The sequence below is a fragment of the Variovorax sp. UC122_21 genome, from assembly GCF_044056785.1.
Taxonomy (GTDB): domain Bacteria; phylum Pseudomonadota; class Gammaproteobacteria; order Burkholderiales; family Burkholderiaceae_C; genus Variovorax.
The window spans coordinates 1,848,159-1,874,187 of the sequence record NZ_CP172004.1; the positions used below are offsets into that span (position 1 = coordinate 1,848,159).

Genomic DNA, 26,029 nt, shown 5'->3' on the forward strand with positions numbered 1-26,029 from the left:
GTGGGTGGGCTATCCTCGGATGGATGTCCGGCCCCGCCACTGGCTCCCCAGCCTCCGCCTCTTCCCCCCTCGATGCCGCCGCCGGCGCGGTGCCGCCCCCACCGAGTTTTTCCGATCTCACGCGCGAACGCCCGTTCATGCAGATGTGGGTGGCGCGCCTGTTCGGCACCGCCGCCTCGCAGATGCTGCTGGTGGCCATCGGCTGGCACATGTACGACCTGACCAACAGCGCCTGGGACCTGGGCCTGGTCGGGCTCTACCAATTCGTGCCGGCGCTGCTGCTGGCGCTGCTCGCGGGTCACGTGGTCGACCGCCACCACCGCGGCCGCATCGTCGCGGCCTGCTTCGCGGTCCAGGGGCTGGTGGCGCTGGCGCTGCTGTTCGCGGTGCTGCGCGGCCACGACAGCCGTACGCTGCTGCTGGGCCTGTCGCTGGTGCTGGGCGCGGTGCGTGCGTTCCAGATGCCGGCCCAGCAGGCGTTGACGCCGATGCTGGTGCCGCCGGTCATGCTGGCGCGCGCCATGGCCTTCAGCTCGGCCGGCATGCAGGGCGCGATCATCGGCGGGCCGGCGCTCGGCGGGCTGCTGTTCGTGGCGGGCATGGCGGTGGTCTATGGCGCGAGCGTGCTGTTCTTCGTGGTGGCCTGCGCGCTGGTGCTGCGGCTGCGCTATGCCTACGTGCCCAAGGCGCGCGAGCCGGTCACGCTCGGCACGGTGTTCGCGGGCGTGAACTTCATCTGGAACCGCAAGCCGGTGCTCGGCGCGGTCTCGCTCGACCTGTTCGCAGTGCTGCTGGGCGGCGCAGTGGCGCTGCTGCCGATCTATGCCAAGGACATCCTGCACACCGGCCCCTGGGGCCTGGGCCTGCTGCGCGGCGCGCCGGCAGTGGGCGCGCTGGTGATGTCGATCGCGCTCACGCGCCGGCCGATCGAGCGCCGCGTGGGCCGCGCGCTGTTGATGGCGATCGCGCTGTTCGGCCTGTGCATGGTGGTGTTCGGCATCTCGCGCAGCTTCATCGTCTCGCTGATCGCGCTCGCGGTCTCGGGCGGCGCCGACATGGTCAACGTGGTGATCCGCCAGACGCTGGTGCAGCTCGAGACGCCCGACGCCATGCGCGGACGCGTCAGCGCGGTCAACTCGATCTTCATCGGTGCCAGCAACCAGCTCGGCGAATTCGAATCGGGCGCCACCGCGGCGCTGCTCGGGCCGGTGGGTTCGGTGGGTGGTGGGCGGTGTCGGCACGATGCTGGTCGCGCTGACCTGGTTCCGGCTCTTCCCCTCGCTGGCGCAGCGCGACCGGCTGGTGGTGGCGGCGCCGGCTGTGCGCGGCTGATTCAGGCGTCGCCGAACAGCGAGAAGGCCTGCGGCGCGTCGATCGCGATGTCGCCGAGCGCCTCGGCCACGCAGGGCAGGATCCAGCGCTCGGCCTTTTCCTCGGCGCTCAGGCCCGGCCATTCGATGGTGTGGCGTGCCTCGCCCTCGAGCAACTGGCAGATGCAGGTGCGGCAGGTGCCGTTGCGGCACGAGCTCGGCATCTCGATGCCGGCCGCCTCGGCGGCCTTCAGCACGCTGGTGCCGGCCTCGGTCTCGAAGACCAGGCCCGAGGGCTCGAGGCGGACCTTCATGGCCGCGGTGTCGACGTGCCCTGGCGGCGCTGCTCGCGCAGCATGAAGAGGTAGAGGCTCTCGACCTTCTCGCGCGCCCACGGCGTCTTGCGCAGGAAGCGCAGGCTCGAGCCCACGCTGGGTTCGTGCGTGAAGCAGCGCACCGGCACCAGCTCGCCCAGCTGCTGCCAGCCGTAGTGCGCCTGCAGCGCCGTCACGATGGCTTCGAGCGTGAGCCCGTGCAGCGGATTGCGCGGCTGGGCCGGGGGCGCGGCGGGGGGAGGGCGGCGATGCCGGGGCGTCGCTCACGGGCGGCGGATCACTTGTTCTTGAGCTTGCCGCGCGGAATCACCGAGGTGGTGACGACCGCGCGCACCGGCTCGCCGCCGAGTGCCGGGGCCTTCGGCGGGGAGGTGTCCTTCTTCGGTTTCTTGGTTTCCTTGTTGGAACGTTGCTGACCCTTGGCCATGAGGTTTCTCCTGAGCTGCTGCGATGATGGGCTGGGAGTTTAGCGGTGCGGCGACAATAGGCGGTTCCATCCGTTTTTCCCGCATTCATGTCCGACCACGAAGTTCGCCCCGCCACGATGCGCGATGCCAAGGCCATCGCAGAAGTCCACGCCGCCGCCGCCAAGGCCGCCTACGAAGGCATCCTGCCCGAGGAGGAGCTGCGCGCCCTGGCGCTCGCCTCGCGCGAGGCCAAGTGGCGCGAAGCCATCGAGTTCAGCGAACCGCAGGTCCATGTGGCCGAGCTCGACGGCAAGGTCGTCGGCTTCGTCGGCTTCGACCGCTCGCGCGACCCCAAGACCCCGTCCACCGCGGGCGAGATCTGGGCCCTCTACGTCCGTCCCGAGCACTGGGACAAGGGGTTGGGCGTCGCCCTCTGGGACGCCGCGCGCGAGGGCCTCGAGGAAGAGGGCTGCACCACGGTCACCATCTGGGTGCCGATCCGCAACGACCGCGCGATGCGCTTCCACGAGCTGGCCGGTTTCAAGCGCGAGATGAAGACCGCCAAGACCACGCAGATCGGCAGCGTGCGCATCGAGGAAATCCGCCTCAAACGCAACGTCGCCTGAAGTGAGTCACCCCCGAATCTCCGCGCACTTCGTGTCGCTTCGGATCCCCCCTCAAGGGGGCGCACCCGGCGGCCCGGCAAAGCCGGTTCCGCGGGTGCCTGCGAACGGGCCACGCTGACGCGGGCCATCGGAGAGCGCGGGCAACACTCTGGATCGCTGATATGCAAACCGACAACATTTCGGGCCACGCCCGCCGTGTGCCATCGCACCAGCGCCGCACGCTCGCCGTGCAGTGGATCCGCCGCACCCATGGCTGGTTCGGCCTCTGGGGCGCGGTGCTCGGGCTGTTGTTCGGCTTCAGCGGCATCTGGCTCAACCATCGCAACGTGCTGAAGCTGCCGCAAGCACAGGAACGCAGCCGGGCCCAGCTCGCGCTGCCCGAGCCGGCACCGGCCACGCCCGAGGCGATGGCCATCTGGCTGCAGCAGGCCCTGCGCACCGACGGCCCGCCGCGCTCCACGCGCATCGAGCCCGCGAAGCCGGTGGCCTGGGTCGACCGCAAGGCCGATCCCGAGGCGCCCGCGCTGACCCAGCCCGCGCACTGGACCTTCAACTTCGGCGGCCCGAACGAGATCGTGCAGGCCGACTACTGGCAGGGCAACCGCTCGGTGGGCGTGGCCACCACGCGCAACGGCCTCGTCGCCACCCTCACCAACATGCACAAGGGCGGCGGCATGCCGCTCGCGTGGATCCTGCTGGTCGACACCCTGGCCGGCAGCCTGATCTTCCTGTCGCTCTCGGGCGTGGCGCTGTGGCTGCTCACGCACCGCCGCCGCGCCGTCGGTCTCGCGGTGTTCGGCGTCTCGCTGGCCACGATGCTGGCGATCGCGCTGAGCGCGCTCTGACGGCTCAGGCCTTCGGCCGACTGCTTTCGGTGTACATCGCGTGGCCGCATCGTGCGGCGCGGGCGCTCCCCATGCGGATATTCACGGGCCCTGCACACGGCAGCGGCTAAGCTCGCGCCTTTCATTTTCCTTTCGCCCATCCATGGCCTCCAGCCTGCTCCTGCTGCTCGACGACATCGCGACCGTGCTCGACGACGTATCGGTTCTCACCAAGGTCGCCGCGAAAAAGACAGCCGGGGTGCTCGGCGACGACCTCGCGCTCAACGCGCAGCAGGTCACCGGGGTCAAGGCCGACCGCGAACTGCCCGTGGTCTGGGCGGTGTGCAAGGGCTCGCTGGTCAACAAGGCGATCCTGGTGCCGGCCGCGCTGGCCATCGGCACCTGGCTGCCCTGGCTGGTCACGCCGCTGCTGATGGTGGGCGGCGCCTTCCTGTGCTTCGAGGGCTGCGAGAAGCTGGCCCACAAGTTCCTGCACAAGGAGGAACACGCGGCCGACACCGCACGCCACGAGCAGGCCGTGGCCGATGCCGCGGTCGACGTGGTGGCGGTCGAGAAGGACAAGATCAAGGGCGCGGTGCGCACCGACTTCATCCTCTCGGCCGAAATCATCGCGATCACGCTGGGCACCGTGCAGGGCCAGCCCTTCACCACCCAGCTCAGCGTGCTGGTGGGCATCGCGCTGATCATGACCGTCGGCGTCTACGGCCTGGTGGCCGGCATCGTGAAGCTCGACGACGCGGGCCTCTACCTGAGCCAGCGCGGCAGCGCCGCCGCGCGCGGCCTGGGCCGCGCGCTCCTGGCGGGCGCGCCCTGGCTCATGAAGGGGCTGTCGATCGCCGGCACCGCCGCGATGTTCCTGGTCGGTGGCGGCATCCTGGTGCACGGCGTGCCCGCGCTCGGCCATGCGGTCGAGGCCTGGGCCGCGACCTCGGGCGTGTTCGGCACGCTGGGGTCGATGCTGGTCAATGCCGGCGTCGGCATCGTCGCGGGCGCGGTGGTGCTCGCGGTCGTCGAACTGGTCAAGAAGCTGCGGCGCTGAGCGGCGCGCGGCTCAGCGCCGTTGCGAATCCTTGCCGCGCTTCACCAGCTCGACCACCACCAGCGCCGCACCCAGCGCGAGCGCGAACCAGCCCACCACCGAGGCGCCCGCCACCATCTCGAACCAGCGCGTGCCCTGCAGGAAGTGCGGGCCCAGCAGCACGGCGGCGCCGATGAGCAGGCAGAGGATGCCGCGTTCGAGCATGCGGGGCTGGCGGGAGGGACGGGCCATGGGATCGATCGGTTCGGTTGTGGGACAGCGGCGGCCGCGTTCGTGTCGCGGCCGGGGCCCCGATTCTCCACGCATCGGCACAATGCTCCATTCGAGCATCCAGGAAGGACCCCGCCGCATGACCATCGAGATTTCGCGCGAGCTGCGCCAGCAGGCCATCACCTCGATCGAGCGCTATTTCCGCGAGAACATGGAAGAGCCGATCGGCAACGTCGCCGCCGGCGCGCTGCTGGGCTTCTTCATTGAGGAGATCGGCCCCACGATCTACAACAAGGCCGTGGCCGACGTGCAGGAGCGGCTGCAGGCGCGCGTGTCCGAGGTCGACCTCGAGGTGCACGAGGACGAGTTCCGCTACTGGCACAAGTTCGACAAGCAGAAGAAGGGGCGGTAGGCCGCCGCGCGTGGCGCCCGCGCATCGGACTGAAGCCAAGCTGTCAGCAAACGTTGCAGAATCGACGGCCATGCCACGCCATCGCATCGCCCCTTCCGTGTCGACCCCCACGCGCGTGTTGCGCGCCGCCTGCCTGCTGCCGCTGCTGCTGGGCGCCTCGCTCGCCTGCGCGCAGTCGCAGAACCCGGCCGACTTCCCGCTCGAATCGGTCGGCTACCTCAACGAGGAACTGCCGCGCATGGAGGCCGCCGTCGCCTCGAGGAACCGCGAGTTCTTCCATGGCGCGATGGCGCGCACCATCGAGTTCTCGGAGCGCTGGGGCTTCAAGTCCAGGGCCAACCCGCAGCTCGCCAGGTACCCGATGTGCACCGACGCCGTGATGGACTACGTGGTGGTCGGCCTGTGCCGGCTCGATCCCGCGGGCGATGTCTGCGAGCCCGGGCTCGCGCCGCGGCTCGATGCCCACGTGAAGCGCTGCCGCGAGGTGGCGGCGCAGCGCTGAAAGAACAACGAGCGTGCGCGATCGGCGCGCACCGGAGACAGGAAAGACCATGGACTACGCCCGCTACCAGACCCTCGCCATCACGCGCCGCGGCGCCAACGGCACCGTGCTCGACATCCAGATGCGCGCGGCCAACGGCAAGCTGCCCACGGCCGGCCACGACGGCCACCGCGAACTCGCCGAGATCTGGCGCGACGTCTCGGCCGACGACTCGGTGCGCTGCGCCGTGCTGCGCGGCGAGGGCATGGGCTTCTCGGGCGGCGGCGACCTCGGCATGGTGCAGGACATGACGGCCGACGACGCGATCCGCCAGCGCGTGTGGCGCGAGGCGCGCGACCTGGTCTACAACATCATCAACTGCGACAAGCCGATCGTGAGCGCGATGCACGGCCCGGCCGTGGGCGCGGGACTGGTGGCGGGCCTCTTGGCCGACATCTCGATCGCCACGCGCGGCGCGAAGATCGTCGATGGCCACACGCGCCTGGGCGTGGCGGCCGGCGACCATGCGGCGATCGTCTGGCCGCTCCTGTGCGGCATGGCGAAGGCCAAGTACCACCTGCTGCTGTGCGAGCCGGTCAGCGGCGAGGAGGCCGAGCGCATCGGCCTGGTGTCGCTGGCGGTCGACGACGCGGAGCTGCTGCCGCGCGCCTACGAGGTGGCCGACCGCCTCGCGGCCGGCAGCCAGAGCGCGATCCGCCTGACCAAGTACGCGCTCAACAACTGGCTGCGCCAGGCCGGTCCCACCTTCGACGCCTCGCTGGCGCTCGAATTCATGGGCTTTCGCGGGCGCCGACGTGCGCGAGGGCGTGGCCTCGCTGCGCGAGAAGCGCGCGCCGAACTTCGGCTGACGCGTCCCGTCTTCAGGCCTTGCGCAGGCCCTGCAGCGTCTGCAGCAGCACCACGCGCGCCTGCCCCAGCACCATGCCCTTCCACTCGTCGTTGTCGCAGTAGAAGGCGTCGCGCAGCTGGCGGCGGATCTCGCGCTGCTGCGCGTCGGAGGCTTCGGGATGGCGACGCAGCCAGGTGTCGGCGCGCAGGCGCGTGAGCACCTCGTTGTCGGGCAGGGTGCCGAACTCCAGGCCCATGGGCGCGATGCGCGCGTTCGGGCATTCGTCGTAGGCGGTCGAGATCACCGGGCCCGAGACGTCGGCCGAGGCCGAGTCGCCCGCGAAGGGCGCGAACACGTCGGCACCCCACCAGGCATGGGCCATGGCCAGGTCCTCGGGCGTGTTGCGGCCCGGGTAGATCTTCTCGCCGTGGCCATAGGGGCCGAGGCCCGTGTGCACGTCGATCCAGCCGATGTGGGTGGCCGAGGCCGCGTACTTGCGCAGGATCGACCGGATGGTCTTGTTGCTCCACGAGGGCGCGGTGCCGCCGTAGAACAGGCCGTCGGGCGAGACGTACTGGCCCTTGGTGACGGCGGCGCGGAAGGCGCGCATGCCGTGCTTGTCGATGTAGGCGGCCACGGCCGCTTCGTCGGCAGGCGTGGGTGGCCAGGTCGCGGGCAGCACCAGCGGTTCGACATCGGTGTACTCGGCATTCGCCGGCAGCGGCGCGCCGAAGTCGATGTGGTTGCGGTTGAGGTCGATGTTGTCCTCGTTGGTGCGGTGCAGGTGCGAGAAGCCGTGCGGATTGACGGCATGCACCAGCAGCAGCGCGACGCCGGCCTGCTGCAGGCGCGAGAGCAGGTCCTCGTCGTGCAGGGTCGCGACCTGCGTGCCCGAGCCGCAGAAGCCTTCGGGGCCATGCGTGCCCGAGGTCACGAGCAGCAGCTTCTTCGCATCGACGGCGCCGAGCAGTGCGACGTCGGTCGCGAGTTCCTCGCCGAGGGCGCCGCGGTGGGCCTCGTTGACGAAGGATTCGATCGAAGCGCCGCGAGCGCGCGCGGCCTCGAGGAACTTGGCGCGGGCCTCGACATAGGTGCCCGAGAAATGCCGCGTGGCGGCGGTGCTGTGGGTGAGAGCGGTCATGGAGGGATCGTGGGGAGGAATGTTCGAGACGATGGAGATCAGGCGTGCGCGCCGGCCGCGTCGATGTCGCGGCCCGTGTGGTCGCGCAGCCAGAGCAGGCCCAGCAGCGAGACCAGGGTCATGACGACCAGGTACCAGGCCGGCGCGAGCTTGCTGCCGGTGGCGTTGAGCAGCCAGGTGCTGATGAAGGGCGCGAAGCCGCCGAACAGCGCCACGCCCACGCTGTAGACCAGCGACATGCCGCTGGCGCGCACCGCCTTCGGGAACATCTCGGGCAGCATCGTGATGCCGGGCACGGTCTGGCCCACCAGGCCCAGGCTCAGCACGCCGAGCACGATGAACAGCACCGCGGGCGTGGGCGAGGCATTGAGCCAGAGGAAGCCCGGGTAGATCAGCACCACGAGGAAGACGCGGCTCCACAGGATCAGCGGCTTGCGGCCCACGCGGTCCGACAGCAGGCCCACGAAGGGCGCGAAGGCGAACGAGATCAGGCCGGTGAGCGCGGCACCGAACAGCGCCACCGAGGGCGTGAGGCCGAGTTCGCGCACCGCGTAGGTCGGCATGTAGAAGGTGACGACGTAGGCCGCGGTGGTGCCGCCGACCAGCGCGAGGATGGCGGCCAGCACGGTCTTGCCGTGCTGCGAGCAGACGATCTTGAGGCTGCTCTCGCGACGCGGCGCGGTGGCCGATTCGGGCGCGATCTGCAGCGATTCCTCGAGATGGCGGCGGATGTACATGCCCACCGGCGCGATCAGCATGCCGAGGACGAAAGGCACGCGCCAGCCCCAGCTCTGCATGTTCTCGGGCGACAGCGTGAAGGTGAGCGCGCCCACCACCACCGCGCCGAGCATCACGCCCAGGCCCTGGCTCGCGAACTGCCAGCTCGCCATGTAGCCGCGGTTCTGCGGCGTGGCGTGCTCCACCAGCAGCGTGGTGGAAGCACCGACCTCGCCGCCGGCCGAGAAGCCCTGGATCAGCCGCGCCAGCACGATCAGCACCGGCGCCGCGACGCCGATGCTCGCGTAGGTGGGCGTGAAGGCGATCACCGCGCAGCCGAGTGCCATCAGGAAGATGGTCAAGGTCATGGCCTTCTTGCGACCCGCGCGGTCGGCATAGGCGCCGATCACGATGCCGCCGAGCGGCCGCATGATGAAGCCGACGCCGAAGGTCGCGACCGTGAGCAGCAGCTGGCCATAGCCGCTGAAGGTGGGAAAGAACAGCTTGCCGATCACCAGCGCGAGAAAACCATAGACGGTGAAGTCGAAGAACTCGAGGCCGTTGCCGATGGTGGTGGCGACGATGGTCTGGCGCCGGCTGGCGGCGCTGTGCGCGGGACGGGTGGGGCTCATGTCTCGGGGTGTTGGTGTGGTTCTGTGGAATGCGGGTAGGTCGAAGGTCTTCGGCCGCGACGGATGCTAGAGAGTCGGTTGCTCGCTGAAAAGACAATAATTGGGCCAGTACGATAACTTTTGGTTGTCGCCCGTCCGGCACCCGTTCTCCATGAAACCCAACCAGTTGCACGCCTTCGTCGCGGTGGTCGAGCAGATGAGCATCCGCGCCGCGGCGCGCGTGCTCGGCATCTCGCAGCCCGCGGTGACCAAGATCGTGCGCGAGCTCGAGCGCGAGGTCGACGCGCCGCTGGTCGAGCGCAGCGTCAAGGGCGTGCGGCTCACGCCCTTCGGCGAGGCCTTCGCGCCGCGCGCGCGCATGCTGCTGGCCGACATGCAGCGCGCCCGCGAGGAGATCGCGCAGATCCGCGACGGGCTCACGGGCCGGGTCGCGCTGGCCGTCAGCACCTCGTTCGCGCAGACCATCCTGCCGGCGGCGTTCAAGGACTTCCATGGGCGGCTGCCGGCCGTCGACGTGCAGTTCAGCGAGGCGGTGCTGCCCTGGATGCTGGCGCGCCTGCGCGAGGGCTCGCTCGATTTCGCGGTGGCCCATGTGGTGCCGGGCCGGCTCGATCCGCAGTTCGAGGCGATCGAGCTGTTTCCGGTGAAGCTGGTGGTGGGACTGCGCGAGCGCCATCCGCTGCGCGCGAGCCGCTCGATGGCCGAACTCGCGACCGCCGAGTGGATCCTGCCGGGCGACGATCACTTCAGCGGCCGCGAATCGATCTCGGCGCTGCTGCCGCTGGGCCTGCCGGCGCCGCAGCGCGTGATCCAGGGCCACTCGGTCACGGTCGCGCTGTCGCTGGTCGGGCAGATGGACCTGATCGGCCTGTTCGTCGAGCCGCTGGCCGCGCTGAGCTTCAAGCGCCACGGCATCCGGCGCGTGGACGTGGTCGAGACGCTGCCGACGCTCAACGTCTGCGTGGTCAAGCGCCGCGGCCAGTTGCTGACGCCGGCCGCGCAGCACTTCGTCGAGTGCATCCAGCGCGCCTCGGCGCGCGCGGTGGCGGCCTGATCAGCGGCCGCGCCAGGCCGGCGGCCGTCCCTCGGTGAAGGCCGCCACGCCCTCGGCGAAATCGGCGCTGCCGTAGCAGCGGCGCACGAGGTCGTCGGTGTCGGGCGCGCCCTGCGTCGTGCCGCGGCGCAGCGCTTCCTTGGCGGCCGCCTGCGTCACGGGCGCGAGCGCGGCCAGCCGCGCGCACAGCGACTGCAGCGCGCCGTCGAGCGCCTCGGCCGCGCAGACCTGCTCGAGGAAGCCGCAGGCCAGCGCCTCGTTCGCATCGAGGATCTGCGCCAGCAGCAGCATGCGCCGCACCGGCTGCAGGCCCCAGGCCGCGCGCAGCCGCGCGAAGTTCAGCGACGACAGCGTGTTGCCCAGCGTGCGCGCGATCGGCACGCCGAAGCGCGCGCCCGGCGTCGCGAGCCGGAAGTCGCAGGCGGTCGCGATCGCGAGCCCGCCGCCCACGGCCCAGCCCTCGACCACCGCCACGGTGGGCATCGGCAGCGCCTCGATCAGGCCGATGCCGGCATCGATGCGCCGCTCGTAGGCCACGCCGTCGTCGCCGCCCGCGAAGTCGCGGAACTGCGCGATGTCGGTGCCGGCCACGAAGGCCTGTCCGCCCGCGCCGCGCAGCACCGCCACGCGCACCTCGCCGGCGCGCGCGGCCATCGATTCGCAGTGCGCGGCGAGCGACTGGTACATGGCCCAGGTCATCGCATTGCGCGCGGCCGGCCGGTCGAACACCAGCGTGGCGATGCCATCCGCCACCGAGAGATGAACGCTGCCTTCGCTCATGACCCGAAGGCTCCGGCCGCTGCCAGCGCGCGCTGCGCCGGCGCATCGATGCCGAGCTCGGCCAGCACCTCGGCCGTGTGCTGCCCGAGCAGCGGCGGCGCGCGCCGCACCTGCTGCGGCGTGCCGCCCATCTTCACCGCGAAGCCGATGTTCGGCACCTTGCCTTCCACCGGATGGTCGATCTCGATGCGCATGCGGCGGTGTCGGCCATGCTCGCTCTCGAAGGCCTCGGGGTAGCTGAGGATCGGCCCGGCCGGGATGCCCACGGCCAGCAGCCGGTCGATCCAGTGTTCGCAACCTCGTTGCGCGAAGCTGCGCTCGAGGCTTTCGATGAGCGCGTGCCGGTTGGCCAGGCGTAGCGACACCGTCGCGAAGCGCGCGTCATCGAGCAGGTCGGGCCGCTCCAGCGTGGCGCACAGCGTCTGCCACAGCTTCTGGTTGGTCGCGCCCATCACGAAGTGGCCATCGGCCGCCTTCATCGCCTGGTAGGGCGCGCTCATGCGGTTGGCGGTGCCGAGCTGCTCGGGATCGCGGCCGGTGCCCCAGTACTCGCTGATGTCCCAGATCGAGAAGGCCAGCGCGGAATCGAACAGCGAGGCATCGACATACTGGCCGCGTCCCGTGGCCTTGGCGCCGATGTAGGCCGACAGCATGCCGTAGGTGGCGAACAGCGCGCAGCCGATGTCGGCCACCGGCACGCCGGCCTTGGCGGGCGGGCCGTCGGGATGGCCGGTCACGCTCATGATTCCCGACATCGCCTGCGCCATCAGGTCGAAGCCCGGCCGGCCGGCCCAGGGTCCGGTCTGGCCGAAGCCCGAGATGCTGACGTAGACCAGCCGCGGGTTGATCGCACTGAGCGTCTCGTAGTCGGTGCGCAGCCGCTTCATCACGCCGGGGCGGTAGTTCTCCACCAGGATGTCGGCCTGCGCTACCAGCTTGTAGAGCACCTCGCGCCCGCTGTCGGACTTGAGGTCGAGCGCGATCGAGCGCTTGTTGCGGTTCATGTTGAGGAAGCCCATGCTGTCCGTGCCCTTGAGCTTGAAGCCCATGGCGCCGCGCGTCTGGTCGCCGCCCTGCGGCGGTTCGATCTTGATGACGTCGGCGCCGAGGTCGGCCAGCAGCATGCAGGCATAGGGGCCGGCCATGACCTGGCTCACGTCGAGCACGCGCACGCCGGCCAAAGGGAGGGGACGGGAGGAGGAGGTGTCGCTCATCGGTTGGCGTCTTTCAGGGGGAAAGGAAAATGGTCTCAAGCATCGGCGCGCACGCCGGCTTCTTTCACGATGCGGCCCCATTTCGCGTATTCGCTCGCGATGAAGGCGCCGAACTTCTCGGGGCTGCCGCCCGCGTCCTCGGCGCCGAACTCGTCGAGCCGCTGCGCGATGTCGGGCAGGGCCAGCACGCGGTTGATGTCCTCGCTCATGCGCTGCACCATCGGCGCGGCCATGCCGCGCGGGCCGACCAGGCCGTACCACGAGGCCGCGTCCAGCCCCGGAAAGCCCGACTCGGCGAGCGTGGGCACGGTGGGATGGCTCGCGCGCGCGCTGCAGCCGCGTCTGCGCGATCGCGATCACCTTGCCCTGCTTCACGAAGGGCGTGGCCGCGGTCATGGTGTCGAAGGCGTAGTCGATCTGGCCTCCGAGCAGGTCGACGATCAGGGCGCTCGAGCCCTTGTAGGGCACGTGCACCGCATCGACCCTGGCCTGCAGCTTGAACATCTCGAAGGCCAGGTGCTGCGCCGAGCCGATGCCCGAGGAGCCGAAGGACACGCGGCCCGGCCGCTCGCGGCACAGGGCCACGACGTCGGGCAGGGTGCGTGCCTTCTGCGCCGGCGCGCAGGTCAGCATGTTGGGCGTCACGCCCACCAGGGTCAGCGGCGTGAAGTCGCGCCGCGGGTCGTAGCGCACGCCGGTCAGCAGCGCCGGTGCGATCGCGTGGCTGTTGACGTGCGCCATCAGCAGGGTGTTGCCGTCGGGCGGCTGCTTGCTCACGTAGTCGGCCGCGATCGCGCCGGTGGCGCCGGGCTTGTTCTCGACCACCACCGAGACGTTCCACATCGCGCCGAGCTTCTGGCCGATGACGCGCGCCAGCACGTCGGTGCCGCCGCCGGGCGCGAAGCCCACCACGATCTTCACGGGGCCGGCCGGTGGCGCCGCCTCGTTCGCGGCGCGCACCAGTGCCGGTGCGGCGAGGGCGGCCGCGGCCGCCAGGGTGAAGCTTCTGCGTTGCATGCTGCGATGTCTCCGTCGTTCTGTGGATGCGACGGATGGTGCGCAAGGCCCGCACCGGGCGCCATCGCTATTTGGGCGAGGCTGGATTCGCGTTTTGCGTATCCGCGAGCACGCGCGCCACGCTGGCCGCGGCGCGCGACAGCGAATCCTCGGCGCGATGGCACAGCACGAACTGGCGCCGCGCCCAGTCGCCGCGGATCGGCAGTCGCGCGAAGCGGCTGCCCGCCGCCACATGGCGCGCGATCGCCGCCGGCATGACGCCGATGCCCAGGTCCTGCGCCACCAGCGCCGCGATGCTGTCGAAGCCGCCCACGCGCATGCGCATGCGCAGCAGCTGGCCGGTCTCGTCGGCCAGCCGCGCGAGCATGAGCGAGATCGCCGAGCCCTCGTTGAGCACGATCAGGTCGCAGGCCAGGATGTCCTCGAGCACCACCTCGCGCCGGCCGGCCAGCGCATGGCCGCGCGCGGTGACGGCCACCAGCTCATCGCCGCGGTAGGGCAGCATCGGCAGGTCGATGGCGCCGAGGCTGGCCTCGTAGATGCCGATGTCGACCGTGCCGCGGCGCAGCGCCTGCTGCACCACCTGGCTGTTCATCTCCTGCAGGTCGATGCGCACGCCGGGGCAGGCGGCGGCGCAGCGCTCGATGTCGCGCGGCATGAACTGGATCACCGCCGACTTCGGCGCCGCCACGCGCACCACGCCCTGCTCGCCGCCGAGGTAGGAGGCCGCGTCGTCCTGCATGCGCAGCACGGTGTGCGTGATGTTGCGCGCATGCGCGAGCATCGCGCGCCCGGCGTCGGTCAGCACCATGCCGTGCGGGCGGCGCTCGAACAGCGCCACGCCGAACTGCGATTCGAGCTCGAGGATGCGGCGCGAGGCCGCGGCCGGCGCCATGTGCATGCGCTCGGCGCCGCGCGTGACGCCGCCGAGTTCGGCGGTGGCGATGAAGAGCTGGACCGTCGTCAGGTCGAAATGCAGGCGCGTGCTCATTGGAAGGCGATGCCGACCTCGCCGCTGCGCCAGGGCGGGTTCTTGCGCATGACGCTGTCGAACAGCGGCGAGGCGATCCAGTCCGCGAGCCAGGCGCGCAGCCGTGGCCAGGGCTGGGCCTCGAACCAGGCCGGCTCGACCATCGCGTACTGGCGCACGAAGGGCATCAGCGCGGCGTCGGCCAGGCTCGCGTGGGCGCCGAGCAGGAAGGCCGAGGCCGCCAGCCGCGCCTCGAGCTCGCGCAGGAAGCGCGCGCCCTGTTCGCGGGCCTCGGCCTGCACCGCGTCGGCGAAGCGGCCCGGGTACTTGTAGCGGTCGAGCTGCGGCTTGAAATGGTCGTCGCAGGCGGCGACCAGCGCCTCGGTGTCGCCGGGCTGCAGCCAGCGCAGCGGATCGTGGGCCGCGAGCGCCCATCGCATGATGTCCAGGCTCTGGTCGATCACCGTGCCGTCGGCCAGCACGAGCACCGGCACCGTGCCCTTGGGCGAGGCGGCCAGCATCTCGGGCGGCTTGCGCTTGAGCTCGACCTCGCGCAGCTCGCAACGCTGGCCGCTCGCCGCCAGCGCGAGGCGGGCGCGCATCGCATAGGGGCAACGGCGGAAGCTGTAGAGCACGGGCGGGGTCATCGGCGGCGGGAAGGCGGAGGCGGGCCCCGAGTCTATCGGCGCGGCCGGAGAGGGCGGTGGCGGGCGGTTTTTCGGGTTACATGCAACCGTGTTGCGTCATTCATATAATGCAATGCAGTTGCATATCAACGAGACCCACGCCATGCCCCAACGCCTCCCCGTCACCGTGCTGTCCGGCTTCCTCGGCGCCGGCAAGACCACGCTGCTCAACCACATCCTGCACAACCGCGAGGGCCGCCGCGTGGCGGTGATCGTCAACGACATGAGCGAGGTCAACATCGACGCCGCGCTGGTGCGCGAGGGCGGGGCCGAGCTGTCGCGCACCGACGAGCGGCTGGTCGAGATGAGCAACGGCTGCATCTGCTGCACCTTGCGCGAGGACCTGCTGATCGAGGTCGGCCGGCTCGCGAAGGAAGGCCGCTTCGACCAGTTGGTGATCGAGTCGACCGGCATCTCCGAACCGCTGCCGGTGGCCGAGACCTTCACCTTCGCGGGCGAGGACGGCAAGAGCCTGGCCGACGTGGCGCGGCTCGACACCATGGTCACGGTGGTCGATGCCTTCAACTTCCTGCGCGACTACGGCTCGGCCGACAGCCTGCAGCAGCGCGGCCAGTCGCTCGGCGACGAGGACGCGCGCACCGTGGTCGACCTGCTGATCGAGCAGATCGAGTTCTGCGACGTGCTGGTGGTCAACAAGACCGACCTGGTGAGCGCGGCCGAGCGCGAGCGGCTGATGGCGATCCTCAAGAGCTTGAATCCGCGCGCGCGCATCGAGCTGTCGGAGTTCGGCCGCATCTCGCTCGACCGGGTGCTCGACACCGGCCTGTTCGACTTCGCGCAGGCCGAGCAGGCGCCGGGCTGGCTGGCCGAACTGCGCGGCGAGCACCTGCCCGAGAGCGAGGCCTACGGCATCCGCAGCTTCGTCTACCGCGCGCGGCTGCCGTTCCATCCGCGGCGCTTCTGGGACCTGGTGCAGCAGGAATGGGAGGGCGTGGTGCGCTCCAAGGGCTTCTTCTGGCTCGCGAGCCGGCCCACGCGCGCGGGCAGCTGGTCGCAGGCCGGGGGCGCCTGCCGCTACGGCGCGGCGGGTTTCTGGTGGGCGGCGGTGCCGCGCGAGCACTGGCCCAGCGATCCCGAGGGAATGGCGCTGATCCAGAGCCACTGGGACCCGGCCACGGGCGACGCGCGGCAGGAACTGGTGCTGATCGGCATCGGCATGGACGAGGCCGCGCTGCGCGCGCGGCTCGATGCCTGCCTGCTCACCGAGGAAGAGATGCGCTACGGCGCCTCGTGGTGGCAGAACCTGCCGGACCCTTTCCCGTCCTGGAACGCGTAGGGCGGGCGGCGGGCCGGGCCGCGGGTGCGGCTTCGGCGGGCACGCAGTCGCCGCAGGTGCCGTGCAGGGTGAGCGCGGTGCGGCGGGTGTCGATGCCCTGCTTGCGCAGCGCGCGGCCGAGCCGGCCCATGACCTTCGGCAGCTCGGGGTCGGAGGGCAGGGCCAGCACCTTGTGGCACTGGTCGCACTCGAAGGTGTTGCCCGAGGCGGCCTCGACGTGGCGCGCGAAGCGGTTCACGCGGTCGGCGCCGACGCGCCGGTCGCACAGGCCGACCTCGACCAGCCGGTCGAGCACGCGGTAGATCGTGACCCGGTCGGGTTCCTCGCCGGTGGCGGTGGTGTAGGCCGCGGCGACTTCGTCGTGCGTGAGCGGTTGGGAGGTGTGCTCGAGCAGCTCGAGCACGGTCTGGGCGGCGCGCGTGACGCGCAGTCCGCGGTCGCGCAGCTGGCTTTCGCTGTCGAAGGTTGCGTGGGCCATGGGTGGCTTCGGTTGCGAGGTCGTTGTCTTCATGCGAGCCGCCATTGTGTTGCATCCCGCGCCGTCGTGGGCGCGGGACGGGGAATCGCCCGGCTTCCATGCCAGATAATCCGCGCCAATCGGACAGACCACGGACGCCACGACACGACAGCATGGACACGGGACGCGACGGCGACGCACTGAGCCACCTGCTCGCGGGCTACAAGTCCGAGCGCGCCGTCACGGCCCGCTTCTCGCTCTCGGCGCCGTGGGCGCTGCACTCGACCGGCGTGGACGGCCCGCTGATCCGCCTGTGCACCGGCGCGCCCTACTGGATTTCGGTGGCCGGTGCCGAGCCGGTGCAGATCGCGCCGCACGACATCGCGATGCTGCCGCAGGGCGGCGCGCACACCGTGTCGTCGGCGCCGGGGCTCGAGGCGCGGCCGTTTCGCGAACTGATCGCCGCGCATTCCACCGGCCGCCACGGCGACCATCCGATCGTGTTCTCGCACGGCGGCGGCGGTCCGGTCACCGAGCTGTTCTCGCTGCATCTTTGGATGCCGGCCCAGGGGCTGGGCTCGATCATCGCGAACCTGCCGCCGCTGATCGTGCTGCGCCAGGCGCAGATTCCCACCACCGCCTCGCTCGCGCTGGCGATGGAGACGCTGGTCAACGAGACCGTGGCGCAGCGCCCGGGCTGGCAGCTCTCGGCCGCGCGCATGGCCGACCTGCTGCTGGTGCACGTGCTCTGCGAACACCTCTACGCGCAGCCGGCCGCGGCGCCGGCCGAGCGCCTGGGCACCCTGCGCGGGCTCGACGACGAGAGCATCGCGCGCGCCATGGCGCTGATGCACGAGCGGCCCGGGCATCCGTGGTCGGTGGCGACGCTGGCGCAGGCCAGCTATCTGTCGCGCACCATCTTCAGCGAGCGCTTCCGCGCGCTCGTCGGCGTGACGCCGATGCACTACCTGGGCTCCTACCGCATGACGCTGGCGGCCGAGAAGCTCAAGAACCGGCAGCTGAGCCTGTACCAGGTGGCCGAGTCGGTGGGCTACGCGTCGGAGAAGGCCTTCTCGCGCGCCTTCCAGCGCTGGACCGGGCTCACGCCCAGCGCCTACGCCCGGCGCCACGGCGCCTCCTGAACCCCGTCATCGTCCGGTCACGGACGAACGGTGACCAAATCCGGCGCGCCGGAGGTTGAGCCGCCGGCCCCGGGCCTGAAGAATCGCCGCATCCCCATCACGGTCCGCACAGCACGCGGGCCAGAGAGACGATGACATGACGGCCTCCCCCTCGCGCCCCCGGCGGCAGCGCGCGATCCCCACGGTGCGCGATCCCGCGCTCGAGCTGTCGCTGGTCAAGCCGATCGCGACCGGCGACAACCACCAGCGCGCGGCCACGGTGCAGGACACCGACGGCGAGCCGCTGCTTCAGTTCGAGGGCCGCAGCAACCCCTACCTCGAGCACCAGCGCAACGACCTGCTGCTGAGCCTGCAGCACATGCGCAGCGAAGGCCACGACGAGATGGTCTTCATGTGCATCACCCACTGCAAGGAACTGAGCTTCAAGGCGATCCACTACGAGCTCTCGAACATGCAGTTGCGCGTGCGCGCCGACGACGTGGCCGGCGCGCTGCAGCTCGCGCCGCGGGTGCGCGCGCTGCTCGAGTTCCTCGGCAAGACCTGGGACGTGCTCTCGACCATCACGCCGCACGAGTTCAACCAGTTCCGCAACACGCTGGGCATCGCCTCGGGCCAGCAGTCCTACATGTACCGGCACGTGGAATTCATCCTCGGCAACAAGTCGATCCCGCTGGCGCGCGCGCATGCCAACAACCCAGATGTCTGGCCCTACATGGAGCGCGCGCTGAATTCGCCCAGCCTCTACGACGATGTGCTCGCGCTGCTGCACCGGCGCGGCGTGCCCGTGCCGGCCGAGGCGCTCGAGCGCGACTGGTCGGCCAGCTATGCGCCCAACGCGGGCGTGGAGGCCGCATGGCTGCAGGTCTACGGCGACCCGGCGCCCGAGAACGATCTCTACCGGCTCGGCGAGGCGCTGATGGACATCGCCGACGTGTTCTCGCAGTACCGCTGGCGCCATTTCGTCTCGGTCGAACGCATCCTGGGCTTCAAGCCCGGCACCGGTGGTTCGGCCGGCGTGGGCTGGCTGCGCAGCGTGGTCGACCACCGCTTCTTTCCCGAGCTGTGGTCGGTGCGCACGCGGCTCTGAGTCTTTCCTTTCGTTTTTCTTTCTGGAGCACGCGTGTTCGATCAACTGCCGGCCCATGCCGACGATCCCATCCTCGGCCTGTTCGAGGCCTACAAGGCCGACCCGCGGCCGCACAAGGTCAACCTCGGCATCGGCATCTATTGCGACGAGCAGGGCCGGGTGCCGGTGCTGGCTTCGGTGCGCGCGGCGCGCGCGTTGCTGGCCGAGGCCGACGCACCCAGCGTCTATGCGCCCACCGAGGGAGCGCAGCCCTACCGCGACGCGGTGCGGCGGCTGGTGTTCGGCGAGCTCGAAACGGCGCCGCTCGTGGTGGTGCAGACCGTGGCCGGCACCGGCGCGCTCAAGACCGGCGCGGACCTGCTGAAGGACCTGTCTCCCGAGGCCACGGTGTGGATGCCCGACCCGACCTGGGCCAACCATGCGGCGATCTTCGAGGGCGCGGGGCTGCGCGTCGATCACTATCCCTACTACGACGGCAGGACCGGCGGCTTCGACCTCGACGGCGCCATCGCCACGCTCGGCAAGCTTCCGGCCGGCGACATCGTGCTGCTGCATCCCTGTTGCCACAACCCGACCGGCGTGGACCCCTCGCACGACGAGTGGCGCGCGCTGTTCGACACCATCGCGCAGCGCGGCCTGCTGCCCTTCTTCGACATGGCCTACCAGGGCTTCGCGCAGGGCGTGGACGAGGACGCCTGGGCCGTGCGCGAATGCGTGCGGCGCGGCATCGCCTGCCTGGTGGCGAGTTCGTTCTCGAAGATCTTCTCGCTCTATGGCGAACGTGTGGGCGCGCTCGCCGTGCATGCGCCGGGCGCCGACGCGGCGCGGCTGCTGGGCCGGCTCAAGCTCGGCATCCGGCGCAGCTATTCGTGCCCGCCGGGGCAAGGCGCGGCGCTGGTGCAGGCGATCCTCGCGGACCGCGCGCTCGAGGCGCAATGGCGCGCCGAGCTCGAGGCGATGCGGCTGCGCATGCGCGCGATGCGCACGGCGTTGCATCGTGCGCTGGGGCCGGGCTCCGGCTACCTGGTGGCGCAGCACGGCATGTTCAGCTACACGGGGCTCGCGCCCGCGCGGATCGATGCGTTGCGCGAACGCTTCGGCGTCTACCTCGTGGGCTCGGGACGGCTGTGCGTCGCGGGGCTCAACCCGTCGAACATCGAACGCGTGAGCGCCGCGCTCGCGGCGGTGCACGCATGAGGCGGCCCGAACGCATCCTCGTGGTCGGCGCCGGCATCGCGGGCTGCTCGGCGGCGATCGCGCTGGCGAGCCGGGGCTTCGGCGTCACGCTGGTCGAGAAGCAGGCCGAATGGCGCTTCCAGAGCTCGGGCATCTTCATCTACGGCAACGGGCTCGAGGCGCTGCGCGCGGTCGGCGTGCTGCCGCGCATCCTCGAGGCCGGCTTCGCGATCGAGGACGGGCGCAACGTCTACCTCGACCACCACGGCGCGCCGATCGTCGACGTGTTCTATCCGCGCTCGCAGGGCGGCGCCGCGCCGATCGTGGGCATCAAGCGCTCGGAGATGCACCGCGTGTTGGCAGACAGGCTGTCGGCGCTGGGCGTGGAGATCCGGCTCGCGACCACGGTGGAACGGGTCGACACCGAGGGCGAGCGCGCGCGGGTGCTGCTGTCCGACGGATCGGCGCAGGCCTTCGACCTGGTCGTCGGCGCCGACGGCATCCGCTCGCAGCTGCGCGAACAGGTGACGGGAGCGCTCGCGCCGCGCTACACCGGCTTCGGCGTCTGGCGCAGCGTGCATGAGCGGCCGCGCGCGCTGGTGGCCAAGATCATGATGATGGGCATCGGCAAGCGGCTGGGCATCATGCCGATCGCCGACGACCGGCTCTACCTGTTCGGCACCGTGGCCGAGCCGGCCGGCCGCTGGTATCCGAAGGAGGACTGGCCCGCGCGCATGCGCGAGCGCTTCGCCGAGTTCGGCGGACCGGCGCGGCCCTTCCTCGACCAGCTCGGCGCGGACTCGGAGCTGCTCTACACCGCGGTCGAGGAGGTGCAGGCGCCGCTGCCCTGGCATGCGGGGCGCATCCTGCTGATCGGCGACGCGGCCCATGCCTCGACGCCGTTCATGGGGCAGGGCGGCGCGATGGCGGTGGAGGATGCGGTGGTGCTGGCCGAGATGCTGGCCGACGATGGCATCTCGGACGCCACCTTGCGCGCCTTCGGCGAGCGCCGCTATCCGATGTGCCGCTTCGTGCAGGACGCCTCGCGCCAGGTGGGCGAGGCCGGCGCGGTGGAGGACGCCGCGAGCTGCGCGCTGCGCAACGCGGCGATGCGCGAGGGCGCGCAGCGGCAGGTCGACGCGTTCTACGGCCGCCTGGACGCGCTGCGCGTGGCTTGAGCAGGGCGCTTATGTCCGGATCGACCTAAGCATCTGACGAATGGGTCGTTCGTGCCCGGGCGGCGGCGCGACAGAATCGCGCGCGTTCTCCAGCCCGTACCCGAAAGTTCTCCATGCGCGTCCCCTCCCTGTTCAAGCCGGCCCTCCTGTTCTGGGCCGGCGCGTCGATCGCCCTGGGCGCGCAGGCGCAAACCCCCGCCGCTTCCTATCCGGCCAAGGCGGTCCACATCACCGTGGCCAACACGCCCGGCAGCTCGCCCGACGTGCTCGCGCGCTACCTCTCGACGCGGCTGTCGGAGCAGTGGAAGCAGCCGGTGGTGGTCGACAACAAGGCCGGCGCGGCCGGCATCCTCGCGGCCGACGGGCTCGCCAAGGCGCAGCCCGACGGCTATTCGCTGCTGGTGGGCGCCGACGGCCCGATCACCATCCTGCCGAACCTGCAGGCCAGCCTGCCCTACGACGCGCGGCGCGACCTGGTGCCGGTGGTGTCGCTGGGCCAGATCGACTTCGTGCTGGTGGCCAATCCGAAGACCGGCTATCGCAGCGTGGCCGACTTCGTGCGCGCCGCCAAGGCGCAGCCGGGCCGCATCAACTACGCCTCGGCCGGCAACGGCAGCCCGCAGCAGCTGGGCATGGAGCTGTTCAAGCAGAAGGCCGGCATCTACGTGACCCACATCCCGTACCGCGGCGGCCCGCTGGGCATGCAGGACGTGATCGCGGGCCAGGTCGACGTGATGCTGATCGCCGTGGGCCCGGCGCTGCCGCACATCCGCAGCGGCCGGCTGGTGGCGCTGGGCACGGGCGGCGAGAAGCGCCATCCGCTGCTGCCCGAGGTGCCGACCCTGGCCGAGAGCTACCCCGGCTACCGCGCGGGCACCTGGTTCGGTCTGTTCGCGCCCGCGAACACGCCACAGCCGGTGGTCGACGCGATCGCGCAGGAGGCCGGCCGCATCGTGCGCACGCCGGCCGCGCGCGCCGACCTCGCGGCCCAGGGCATCGAGGCCACCGGTTTCGCGCAGCGCCAGTTCCAGGGCCAGGTGGCGGCCGAGTACGAGCGCTATGCGCAGATCGTGAAGGCGAACGGGATCAAGGCCGAATAAGGCGCCGGTCAGCGCACCGACTTGGCCAGCGCCCGCGCGAAGGCCGCGACGTCCTCGTCGCGGCAGACCTCCGCGACCAGCGGCGCATGGCCCTGCGCCACGGCCGCCAGCGCCATCGCCTTCTTCGGGCACAGGCCCAGGCAGCTCGACTGCACCACGCGCAGCCGCAGCGGCAGGTCGCGCAGCTCGTGCTTGAGTTCCTTGCGCACCGGCTTCGCCTGCAGCCTGGCGGGGCCGTCCTTGCGCGCCTCGCATTCGCCGCAGACCAGCACGAGGCCGCCGAGCTTGGTGTCTACCAGGGGTGGGGAATGGCTCACGCGGGGTCCTTCGCTGGGGTTCTTGCAAATCATCTTGGGGGGCGTGCGCGCGCCGCGCAAGTCGGCCGAGCGGCCGTCCGGCTGCGCGGGATGGACCGGATCCCTGCGCTGGATCAATGTCCGGGGCCGCCCGAATGCGCTAAGGTCCGGCCATCCGCGCCTGTTTGGCGTACTTTTTCACGACTTTCACCGACCATGTCCCGTCCCCCCATCGAGATCGAAACCGCCCCCCATCCCACCGCCACGGTGATCGTGATGCATGGCCTGGGCGCCGACGGCAACGACTTCGTGCCCATCGCCAACGAGCTCGACCTCGCCAGCGTGGGCCCGGTGCGCTTCGTGTTCCCGAACGCGCCCGTGATCCCGGTCACCATCAACGGCGGCTACCAGATGCCGGCTTGGTACGACATCGCGGTGGCCGACCTGGTGGCGCGCGAGGACGAGGTCGGCCTGCGCCGCTCGCAGGCCACGATCGAGGCGCTGATCGCCAACGAGAAGGCGCGCGGCATCGCGGCCGAGCGCATCGTCGTGGCCGGCTTCTCGCAGGGTTGCGCGATGGCGCTTATGACCGGGTTGCGCCACGGCGAGCGGCTCGCGGGCATCGTCGGCCTCTCGGGCTACCTGCCGATCGCGGCCACCACCGCGGCCGAGCGCCATGCGTCCAACCACGACACGCCGGTGTTCCTGGCCCACGGCCGGCAGGACCCGGTGGTGCCGATCGCGCGTGCCCAGCAGTCGCGCGACGCGCTCGCGGCACTGGGCTACACCATCGAATGGCACGAGTACGCCATGGCGCACTCGGTCTGCATCGAGGAGATCGGCGACCTCAACGCCTTCCTGCTGCGCGTGCTCGCACGCTGAACCGGCGGGCCGAGGCGCCCGCGACAACGAAAGGAGACACCCATGATCCTCGTCATCGGCCATGCCACCGCCAAGCCCGACACCCTGCAGGCCATGCTGGCGATCAGCACCGAGCACGTGCAGCGCTCGCGCGCCGAGCCCGGCTGCCTCTCGCACGAGGTCTCGACCGATGCGATGCAGCCGCTGCGGCTCACCTTCGTCGAGCGCTGGAGCGACATGGCGGCGCTGCAGGTGCATTTCCGCGTCGAGGCCTCGCGCGCCTTCGGCAAGGCGCTGGCCGCGATGGCCGACGGGCCGCCGCGGATGCACGTCTACCAGTCCGAGGAGATCGACCTGGCCGGCCTCGCCGGCCGCTCGGGCGGTGCTTCCAGGCCCCCCGAAAAGAGCTGATCGCATGGCTGAATCCGGAGGTGGTGCTATGAAAAAAATAGCAGTCCGCAGCATAGCCGGCAGCGGGTTTCCCTGCACGAGCAGCGCCCGCGCCGCCGTGCTACCTTCCAGCCCCTCAGAAGATTGATGGGTCATAACAATATGAGCAACAGATTGCAGGAGAGGCTGGGTTCGCTCTCGGCCGGGCGGTTGAAGGGCATGCGGCGCGGCATCGAGAAGGAAAGCCTGCGCGCGCTGCCCGACGGCAAGCTCGCGCTGACGCCCCATCCGCTCGCGCTCGGCTCGGCGCTGACCCATCCGCACATCACGACCGACTTCAGCGAGTCGCAGCTCGAGCTGATCACGGGCGTGCACGGCGACGCCGAGGCCGCGCTTGACGAGCTGACCCGCGTCCACCAATACACCTACCGCGTGCTCGACCAGCTCGGCGACGAGCGCATGTGGGTCTCGAGCATGCCCTGCGGCCTGCCGACCGACGAGACCATCCCGATCGGCCGCTACGGCTCGTCGAACGTGGGCCGCGCCAAGAGCGTCTACCGCATGGGCCTGAGCCACCGCTACGGCCGCCGCATGCAGACCATCTCGGGCATCCACTACAACTGGTCGCTGCCCGAGGTCTCGAGCGAGGAGTACTTCGCGCTGATCCGCAACTTCCGCCGCCACGCCTTCCTGCTGCTGTACCTGTTCGGCGCCTCGCCGGCGCTGTGCTCGAGCTTCGTCGCGGGCCGTCCGCACGAGCTGCAGCCGCTGGGCGACGGCAGCATGTTCATGCCGCACGGCACCTCGCTGCGCATGGGCCGCCTGGGCTATCAGAGCGACGCGCAGGCCTCGCTGGCCGTGAGCTACAACAGCCTCGAGGGCTACGGCGCCTCGCTGCAGGACGCGCTCACGCGCCCGTGGCCGGCCTACGAGGCGATCGGCATCCGCAACCTCGGCGGCGACTACAACCAGCTCGGCACCAGCCTGCTGCAGATCGAGAACGAGTTCTACGGCACGATCCGCCCCAAGCGCGTGATCAACCCCGGCGAGCGCCCGCTGCATGCGCTGCGCGAGCGCGGCGTCGAATACGTCGAAGTGCGCCTGATGGACCTCGATCCCTTCGAGACCGTGGGCATCAACGCCCAGACCATGCGCTTCCTCGACGTGTTCCTGCTGCACTGCCTGCTGAGCGACAGCCCCGACGACACGCCGCAGGAGATCGCCGACCTCGCGCACAACCAGCACCTGACGGCCGCGCGCGGCCGCGAGCCGGGCCTGGCGCTGCGGCGCGGCGGCCAGCCGGTGTCGCTGGTCGACTGGGGCCTGGAACTGGTCGAGCAGTGCGCGCCGATCGCCGAGCGGATCGATGCCGCGCACGGCGGCACGGCCCATGCCGAGGCGGTGCGCGCGGCGCGCGAGGCGCTCGGCAACCCCGACAGCCTGCCCTCGGCGCGCGTGCTCGCGGCCATCGAGCACGAGCATGCCAACTCCTTCATCGGCTTCATCCGCGCGCGTTCCGAGCAGACCCGCGTCGCGCTGATGGCGCTGCCCTTCTCCGACGCCCAGCGCGCCGAATTCGCGCGCATGACCGAGGACTCGATCCAGGAACAAAAGCGCATCGAGATGGCCGACACCCTGCCGTTCGAGATCTACCGCGAGCAGTACGTGTCGCCCACGCGCCTGGGCGTGGGCAAGAGCCAGCGGGTGGCCGTCGCGGCCTGAAGCCGGGGCCGCCCGGCCTCCGGCTGACGACAGCCGTCTTGGCCCGTGGCCTACAGGCGGTCGGTGCCGCTGACTCACGCTGCACCGCCGCATGGCTGAGAGGATTGCGCCATGCAAGCTGTCGTCAACCCGCCTTTTCCGCCCGCACCGTTGCGCCTTCCGGCCGCTGCGCCAGAGGGCATCGCCCGGAGCGGGCGATCATGAGTCTCAAGGCCTATCTCGTCGAAGACAGCCCCGTGATCCGCGAGAACCTCGTGGGTTTCCTCGAGGACGTGACCGAGACCGAGGTGCTGGCCGTGGCCGGCAGCGAGGACGAGGCCGTGGCCTGGCTGCAGCGCCACCGCGACGCCTGGGATCTGACCATCGTCGACCTGTTCCTCGAGCGCGGCAACGGCCTGGGCGTGCTCGATGCCTGCCGCCAGCGCTCGCCGCACCAGAAGGTGGTGGTGCTCAGCAACTACGCCACCGCCGAAATGCGCGACCGCTCGCGCGTGCTGGGCGCCGACGCCTTCTTCGACAAGTCGGCCGAGCTCGACCAGCTCGTCGCCTACTGCGAGACCCTGCAGGAAACCTCGTCGCACGAGTGACTGGCGGGAG

28 protein-coding genes and 3 pseudogenes are annotated in these 26,029 nt (G+C 70.7%); 18 read left to right on the forward strand and 13 right to left on the reverse strand.

Features of this window, described 5'->3' with window-relative positions:
* Positions 1 to 137: 137 nt before the first annotated feature.
* Positions 138 to 1,332: pseudogene (locus ACHMXE_RS21075) on the forward strand (MFS transporter).
* A 1-nt stretch (position 1,333) separates the two neighbouring features.
* Here ACHMXE_RS21075 and ACHMXE_RS21080 read toward each other — a convergent pair.
* The 3 genes from ACHMXE_RS21080 to ACHMXE_RS21090 all read right to left on the reverse strand — a co-directional run bounded on the left by ACHMXE_RS21080 (position 1,334) and on the right by ACHMXE_RS21090 (position 2,072).
* Entirely contained in the window at positions 1,334 to 1,624 is a 291-nt protein-coding gene (locus ACHMXE_RS21080) for a 2Fe-2S iron-sulfur cluster-binding protein (protein WP_203202073.1), read from the reverse strand.
* On the reverse strand, positions 1,621 to 1,848 hold the full coding sequence (locus ACHMXE_RS21085) for a VF530 family DNA-binding protein (protein ID WP_395352731.1): 228 nt from the start codon (positions 1,846 to 1,848) through the stop codon (positions 1,621 to 1,623). Before ACHMXE_RS21085 ends, ACHMXE_RS21080 begins: the two co-directional genes overlap by 4 nt.
* Positions 1,849 to 1,922: 74 nt before the next feature.
* Positions 1,923 to 2,072, reverse strand: coding sequence for a hypothetical protein (locus ACHMXE_RS21090; protein WP_209545442.1), 150 nt, complete (start codon positions 2,070 to 2,072; stop codon positions 1,923 to 1,925).
* Positions 2,073 to 2,159: 87 nt separating this feature from the next.
* Between ACHMXE_RS21090 and ACHMXE_RS21095 the strand changes: the two genes are divergently transcribed.
* The 3 genes from ACHMXE_RS21095 (at position 2,160) to ACHMXE_RS21105 (ending at position 4,562) form a co-directional block, all read left to right on the forward strand.
* A complete protein-coding gene (locus ACHMXE_RS21095) occupies positions 2,160 to 2,678 on the forward strand; it encodes a GNAT family N-acetyltransferase (protein ID WP_395351125.1) in 519 nt (172 codons plus the stop codon).
* Between the two features lie 161 nt (positions 2,679 to 2,839).
* A complete protein-coding gene (locus ACHMXE_RS21100; protein ID WP_395351126.1) occupies positions 2,840 to 3,523 on the forward strand; it encodes a PepSY-associated TM helix domain-containing protein in 684 nt (227 codons plus the stop codon).
* Positions 3,524 to 3,665: 142 nt separating this feature from the next.
* The gene (locus ACHMXE_RS21105) at positions 3,666 to 4,562 is read left to right on the forward strand and encodes a DUF808 family protein (RefSeq protein ID WP_209545444.1); all 897 of its coding nucleotides are present in this window, start codon (positions 3,666 to 3,668) and stop codon (positions 4,560 to 4,562) included.
* A gap of 12 nt (positions 4,563 to 4,574) precedes the next feature.
* Here the strand turns inward: ACHMXE_RS21105 and ACHMXE_RS21110 are convergent, their stop codons facing one another.
* Positions 4,575 to 4,793 (reverse strand): hypothetical protein, encoded by a 219-nt coding sequence (locus tag ACHMXE_RS21110; protein WP_057597821.1) that lies wholly within the window; start codon positions 4,791 to 4,793, stop codon positions 4,575 to 4,577.
* Positions 4,794 to 4,911: 118 nt separating this feature from the next.
* On the opposite strand from ACHMXE_RS21110, the gene ACHMXE_RS21115 reads away from it, so the two are divergent.
* The 3 genes and pseudogenes from ACHMXE_RS21115 to ACHMXE_RS21125 all read left to right on the forward strand — a co-directional run bounded on the left by ACHMXE_RS21115 (position 4,912) and on the right by ACHMXE_RS21125 (position 6,534).
* Positions 4,912 to 5,184: a DUF2164 domain-containing protein gene (locus tag ACHMXE_RS21115; protein ID WP_203202069.1), complete on the forward strand. Its 273-nt coding sequence runs from the start codon at positions 4,912 to 4,914 to the stop codon at positions 5,182 to 5,184.
* A gap of 97 nt (positions 5,185 to 5,281) precedes the next feature.
* Positions 5,282 to 5,686, forward strand: a complete 405-nt coding sequence (locus ACHMXE_RS21120; protein ID WP_395351127.1) for a hypothetical protein — start codon at positions 5,282 to 5,284, stop codon at positions 5,684 to 5,686.
* A gap of 49 nt (positions 5,687 to 5,735) precedes the next feature.
* Positions 5,736 to 6,534: pseudogene (locus ACHMXE_RS21125) on the forward strand (enoyl-CoA hydratase/isomerase family protein).
* A 12-nt stretch (positions 6,535 to 6,546) separates the two neighbouring features.
* Here the strand turns inward: ACHMXE_RS21125 and ACHMXE_RS21130 are convergent.
* Positions 6,547 to 7,656: a M14 family metallopeptidase gene (locus ACHMXE_RS21130; protein WP_395351128.1), complete on the reverse strand. Its 1,110-nt coding sequence runs from the start codon at positions 7,654 to 7,656 to the stop codon at positions 6,547 to 6,549.
* Positions 7,657 to 7,694: 38 nt separating this feature from the next.
* Positions 7,695 to 9,005 (reverse strand): MFS transporter, encoded by a 1,311-nt coding sequence (locus ACHMXE_RS21135; protein WP_395351129.1) that lies wholly within the window; start codon positions 9,003 to 9,005, stop codon positions 7,695 to 7,697.
* A gap of 151 nt (positions 9,006 to 9,156) precedes the next feature.
* Here ACHMXE_RS21135 and ACHMXE_RS21140 point away from each other — a divergent pair, with 151 nt between their 5' ends.
* Positions 9,157 to 10,059 (forward strand): LysR family transcriptional regulator, encoded by a 903-nt coding sequence (locus tag ACHMXE_RS21140; protein ID WP_057595638.1) that lies wholly within the window; start codon positions 9,157 to 9,159, stop codon positions 10,057 to 10,059.
* Here the strand turns inward: ACHMXE_RS21140 and ACHMXE_RS21145 are convergent, their stop codons facing one another.
* The 5 genes and pseudogenes from ACHMXE_RS21145 to ACHMXE_RS21165 form a co-directional block, all read right to left on the reverse strand.
* A complete protein-coding gene (locus tag ACHMXE_RS21145; protein WP_395351130.1) occupies positions 10,060 to 10,839 on the reverse strand; it encodes an enoyl-CoA hydratase/isomerase family protein in 780 nt (259 codons plus the stop codon).
* Positions 10,836 to 12,053 carry a CaiB/BaiF CoA transferase family protein gene (locus ACHMXE_RS21150; RefSeq protein WP_395351131.1) on the reverse strand — a complete coding sequence of 406 codons (1,218 nt, stop codon included), beginning with the start codon at positions 12,051 to 12,053 and terminating at the stop codon, positions 10,836 to 10,838. The genes ACHMXE_RS21145 and ACHMXE_RS21150 overlap by 4 nt, the downstream gene beginning before the upstream one ends.
* Positions 12,054 to 12,088: 35 nt before the next feature.
* Positions 12,089 to 13,070, reverse strand: a pseudogene (locus ACHMXE_RS21155) (tripartite tricarboxylate transporter substrate binding protein).
* A 67-nt stretch (positions 13,071 to 13,137) separates the two neighbouring features.
* Positions 13,138 to 14,061: a LysR family transcriptional regulator gene (locus ACHMXE_RS21160; RefSeq protein ID WP_203202061.1), complete on the reverse strand. Its 924-nt coding sequence runs from the start codon at positions 14,059 to 14,061 to the stop codon at positions 13,138 to 13,140.
* Complete coding sequence (locus ACHMXE_RS21165) at positions 14,058 to 14,687, reverse strand: glutathione S-transferase (protein WP_395351132.1); 630 nt, start codon at positions 14,685 to 14,687, stop codon at positions 14,058 to 14,060. The genes ACHMXE_RS21160 and ACHMXE_RS21165 overlap by 4 nt, the downstream gene beginning before the upstream one ends.
* 142 nt (positions 14,688 to 14,829) lie before the next feature.
* Between ACHMXE_RS21165 and zigA the strand changes: the two genes are divergently transcribed.
* The gene (gene zigA, locus ACHMXE_RS21170; RefSeq protein ID WP_395351133.1) at positions 14,830 to 16,023 is read left to right on the forward strand and encodes a zinc metallochaperone GTPase ZigA; all 1,194 of its coding nucleotides are present in this window, start codon (positions 14,830 to 14,832) and stop codon (positions 16,021 to 16,023) included.
* Here the strand turns inward: zigA and ACHMXE_RS21175 are convergent.
* Positions 15,947 to 16,501 (reverse strand): Fur family transcriptional regulator, encoded by a 555-nt coding sequence (locus ACHMXE_RS21175; protein ID WP_256222257.1) that lies wholly within the window; start codon positions 16,499 to 16,501, stop codon positions 15,947 to 15,949. The genes zigA and ACHMXE_RS21175 overlap by 77 nt on opposite strands.
* Before the next feature lie 152 nt (positions 16,502 to 16,653).
* Here ACHMXE_RS21175 and ACHMXE_RS21180 point away from each other — a divergent pair, with 152 nt between their 5' ends.
* The 5 genes from ACHMXE_RS21180 (at position 16,654) to ACHMXE_RS21200 (ending at position 22,163) form a co-directional block, all read left to right on the forward strand.
* Positions 16,654 to 17,622 carry a cupin domain-containing protein gene (locus ACHMXE_RS21180; protein WP_395351134.1) on the forward strand — a complete coding sequence of 323 codons (969 nt, stop codon included), beginning with the start codon at positions 16,654 to 16,656 and terminating at the stop codon, positions 17,620 to 17,622.
* 136 nt (positions 17,623 to 17,758) lie between these two features.
* Positions 17,759 to 18,709, forward strand: a complete 951-nt coding sequence (locus tag ACHMXE_RS21185; protein ID WP_395351135.1) for a tryptophan 2,3-dioxygenase — start codon at positions 17,759 to 17,761, stop codon at positions 18,707 to 18,709.
* A gap of 33 nt (positions 18,710 to 18,742) precedes the next feature.
* On the forward strand, positions 18,743 to 19,906 hold the full coding sequence (locus tag ACHMXE_RS21190) for an aromatic amino acid transaminase (protein WP_395351136.1): 1,164 nt from the start codon (positions 18,743 to 18,745) through the stop codon (positions 19,904 to 19,906).
* Positions 19,903 to 21,063, forward strand: coding sequence for an FAD-dependent oxidoreductase (locus tag ACHMXE_RS21195; RefSeq protein WP_395351137.1), 1,161 nt, complete (start codon positions 19,903 to 19,905; stop codon positions 21,061 to 21,063). Before ACHMXE_RS21190 ends, ACHMXE_RS21195 begins: the two co-directional genes overlap by 4 nt.
* 113 nt (positions 21,064 to 21,176) lie before the next feature.
* Entirely contained in the window at positions 21,177 to 22,163 is a 987-nt protein-coding gene (locus ACHMXE_RS21200) for a Bug family tripartite tricarboxylate transporter substrate binding protein (RefSeq protein ID WP_395351138.1), read from the forward strand.
* Positions 22,164 to 22,171: 8 nt separating this feature from the next.
* On the opposite strand, the gene ACHMXE_RS21205 is transcribed toward ACHMXE_RS21200, so the two are convergent.
* On the reverse strand, positions 22,172 to 22,480 hold the full coding sequence (locus tag ACHMXE_RS21205; RefSeq protein ID WP_209545469.1) for a hypothetical protein: 309 nt from the start codon (positions 22,478 to 22,480) through the stop codon (positions 22,172 to 22,174).
* A gap of 195 nt (positions 22,481 to 22,675) precedes the next feature.
* On the opposite strand from ACHMXE_RS21205, the gene ACHMXE_RS21210 reads away from it, so the two are divergent.
* The 4 genes from ACHMXE_RS21210 to ACHMXE_RS21225 all read left to right on the forward strand — a co-directional run bounded on the left by ACHMXE_RS21210 (position 22,676) and on the right by ACHMXE_RS21225 (position 26,019).
* On the forward strand, positions 22,676 to 23,341 hold the full coding sequence (locus ACHMXE_RS21210) for an alpha/beta hydrolase (RefSeq protein ID WP_395351139.1): 666 nt from the start codon (positions 22,676 to 22,678) through the stop codon (positions 23,339 to 23,341).
* 42 nt (positions 23,342 to 23,383) lie between these two features.
* Complete coding sequence (locus ACHMXE_RS21215; protein WP_203202051.1) at positions 23,384 to 23,731, forward strand: putative quinol monooxygenase; 348 nt, start codon at positions 23,384 to 23,386, stop codon at positions 23,729 to 23,731.
* Positions 23,732 to 23,872: 141 nt separating this feature from the next.
* On the forward strand, positions 23,873 to 25,432 hold the full coding sequence (gene gshA, locus ACHMXE_RS21220) for a glutamate--cysteine ligase (protein ID WP_395351140.1): 1,560 nt from the start codon (positions 23,873 to 23,875) through the stop codon (positions 25,430 to 25,432).
* A 200-nt stretch (positions 25,433 to 25,632) separates the two neighbouring features.
* Complete coding sequence (locus tag ACHMXE_RS21225) at positions 25,633 to 26,019, forward strand: response regulator transcription factor (protein ID WP_203202049.1); 387 nt, start codon at positions 25,633 to 25,635, stop codon at positions 26,017 to 26,019.
* The last annotated feature ends 10 nt before the right edge of the window (positions 26,020 to 26,029 follow it).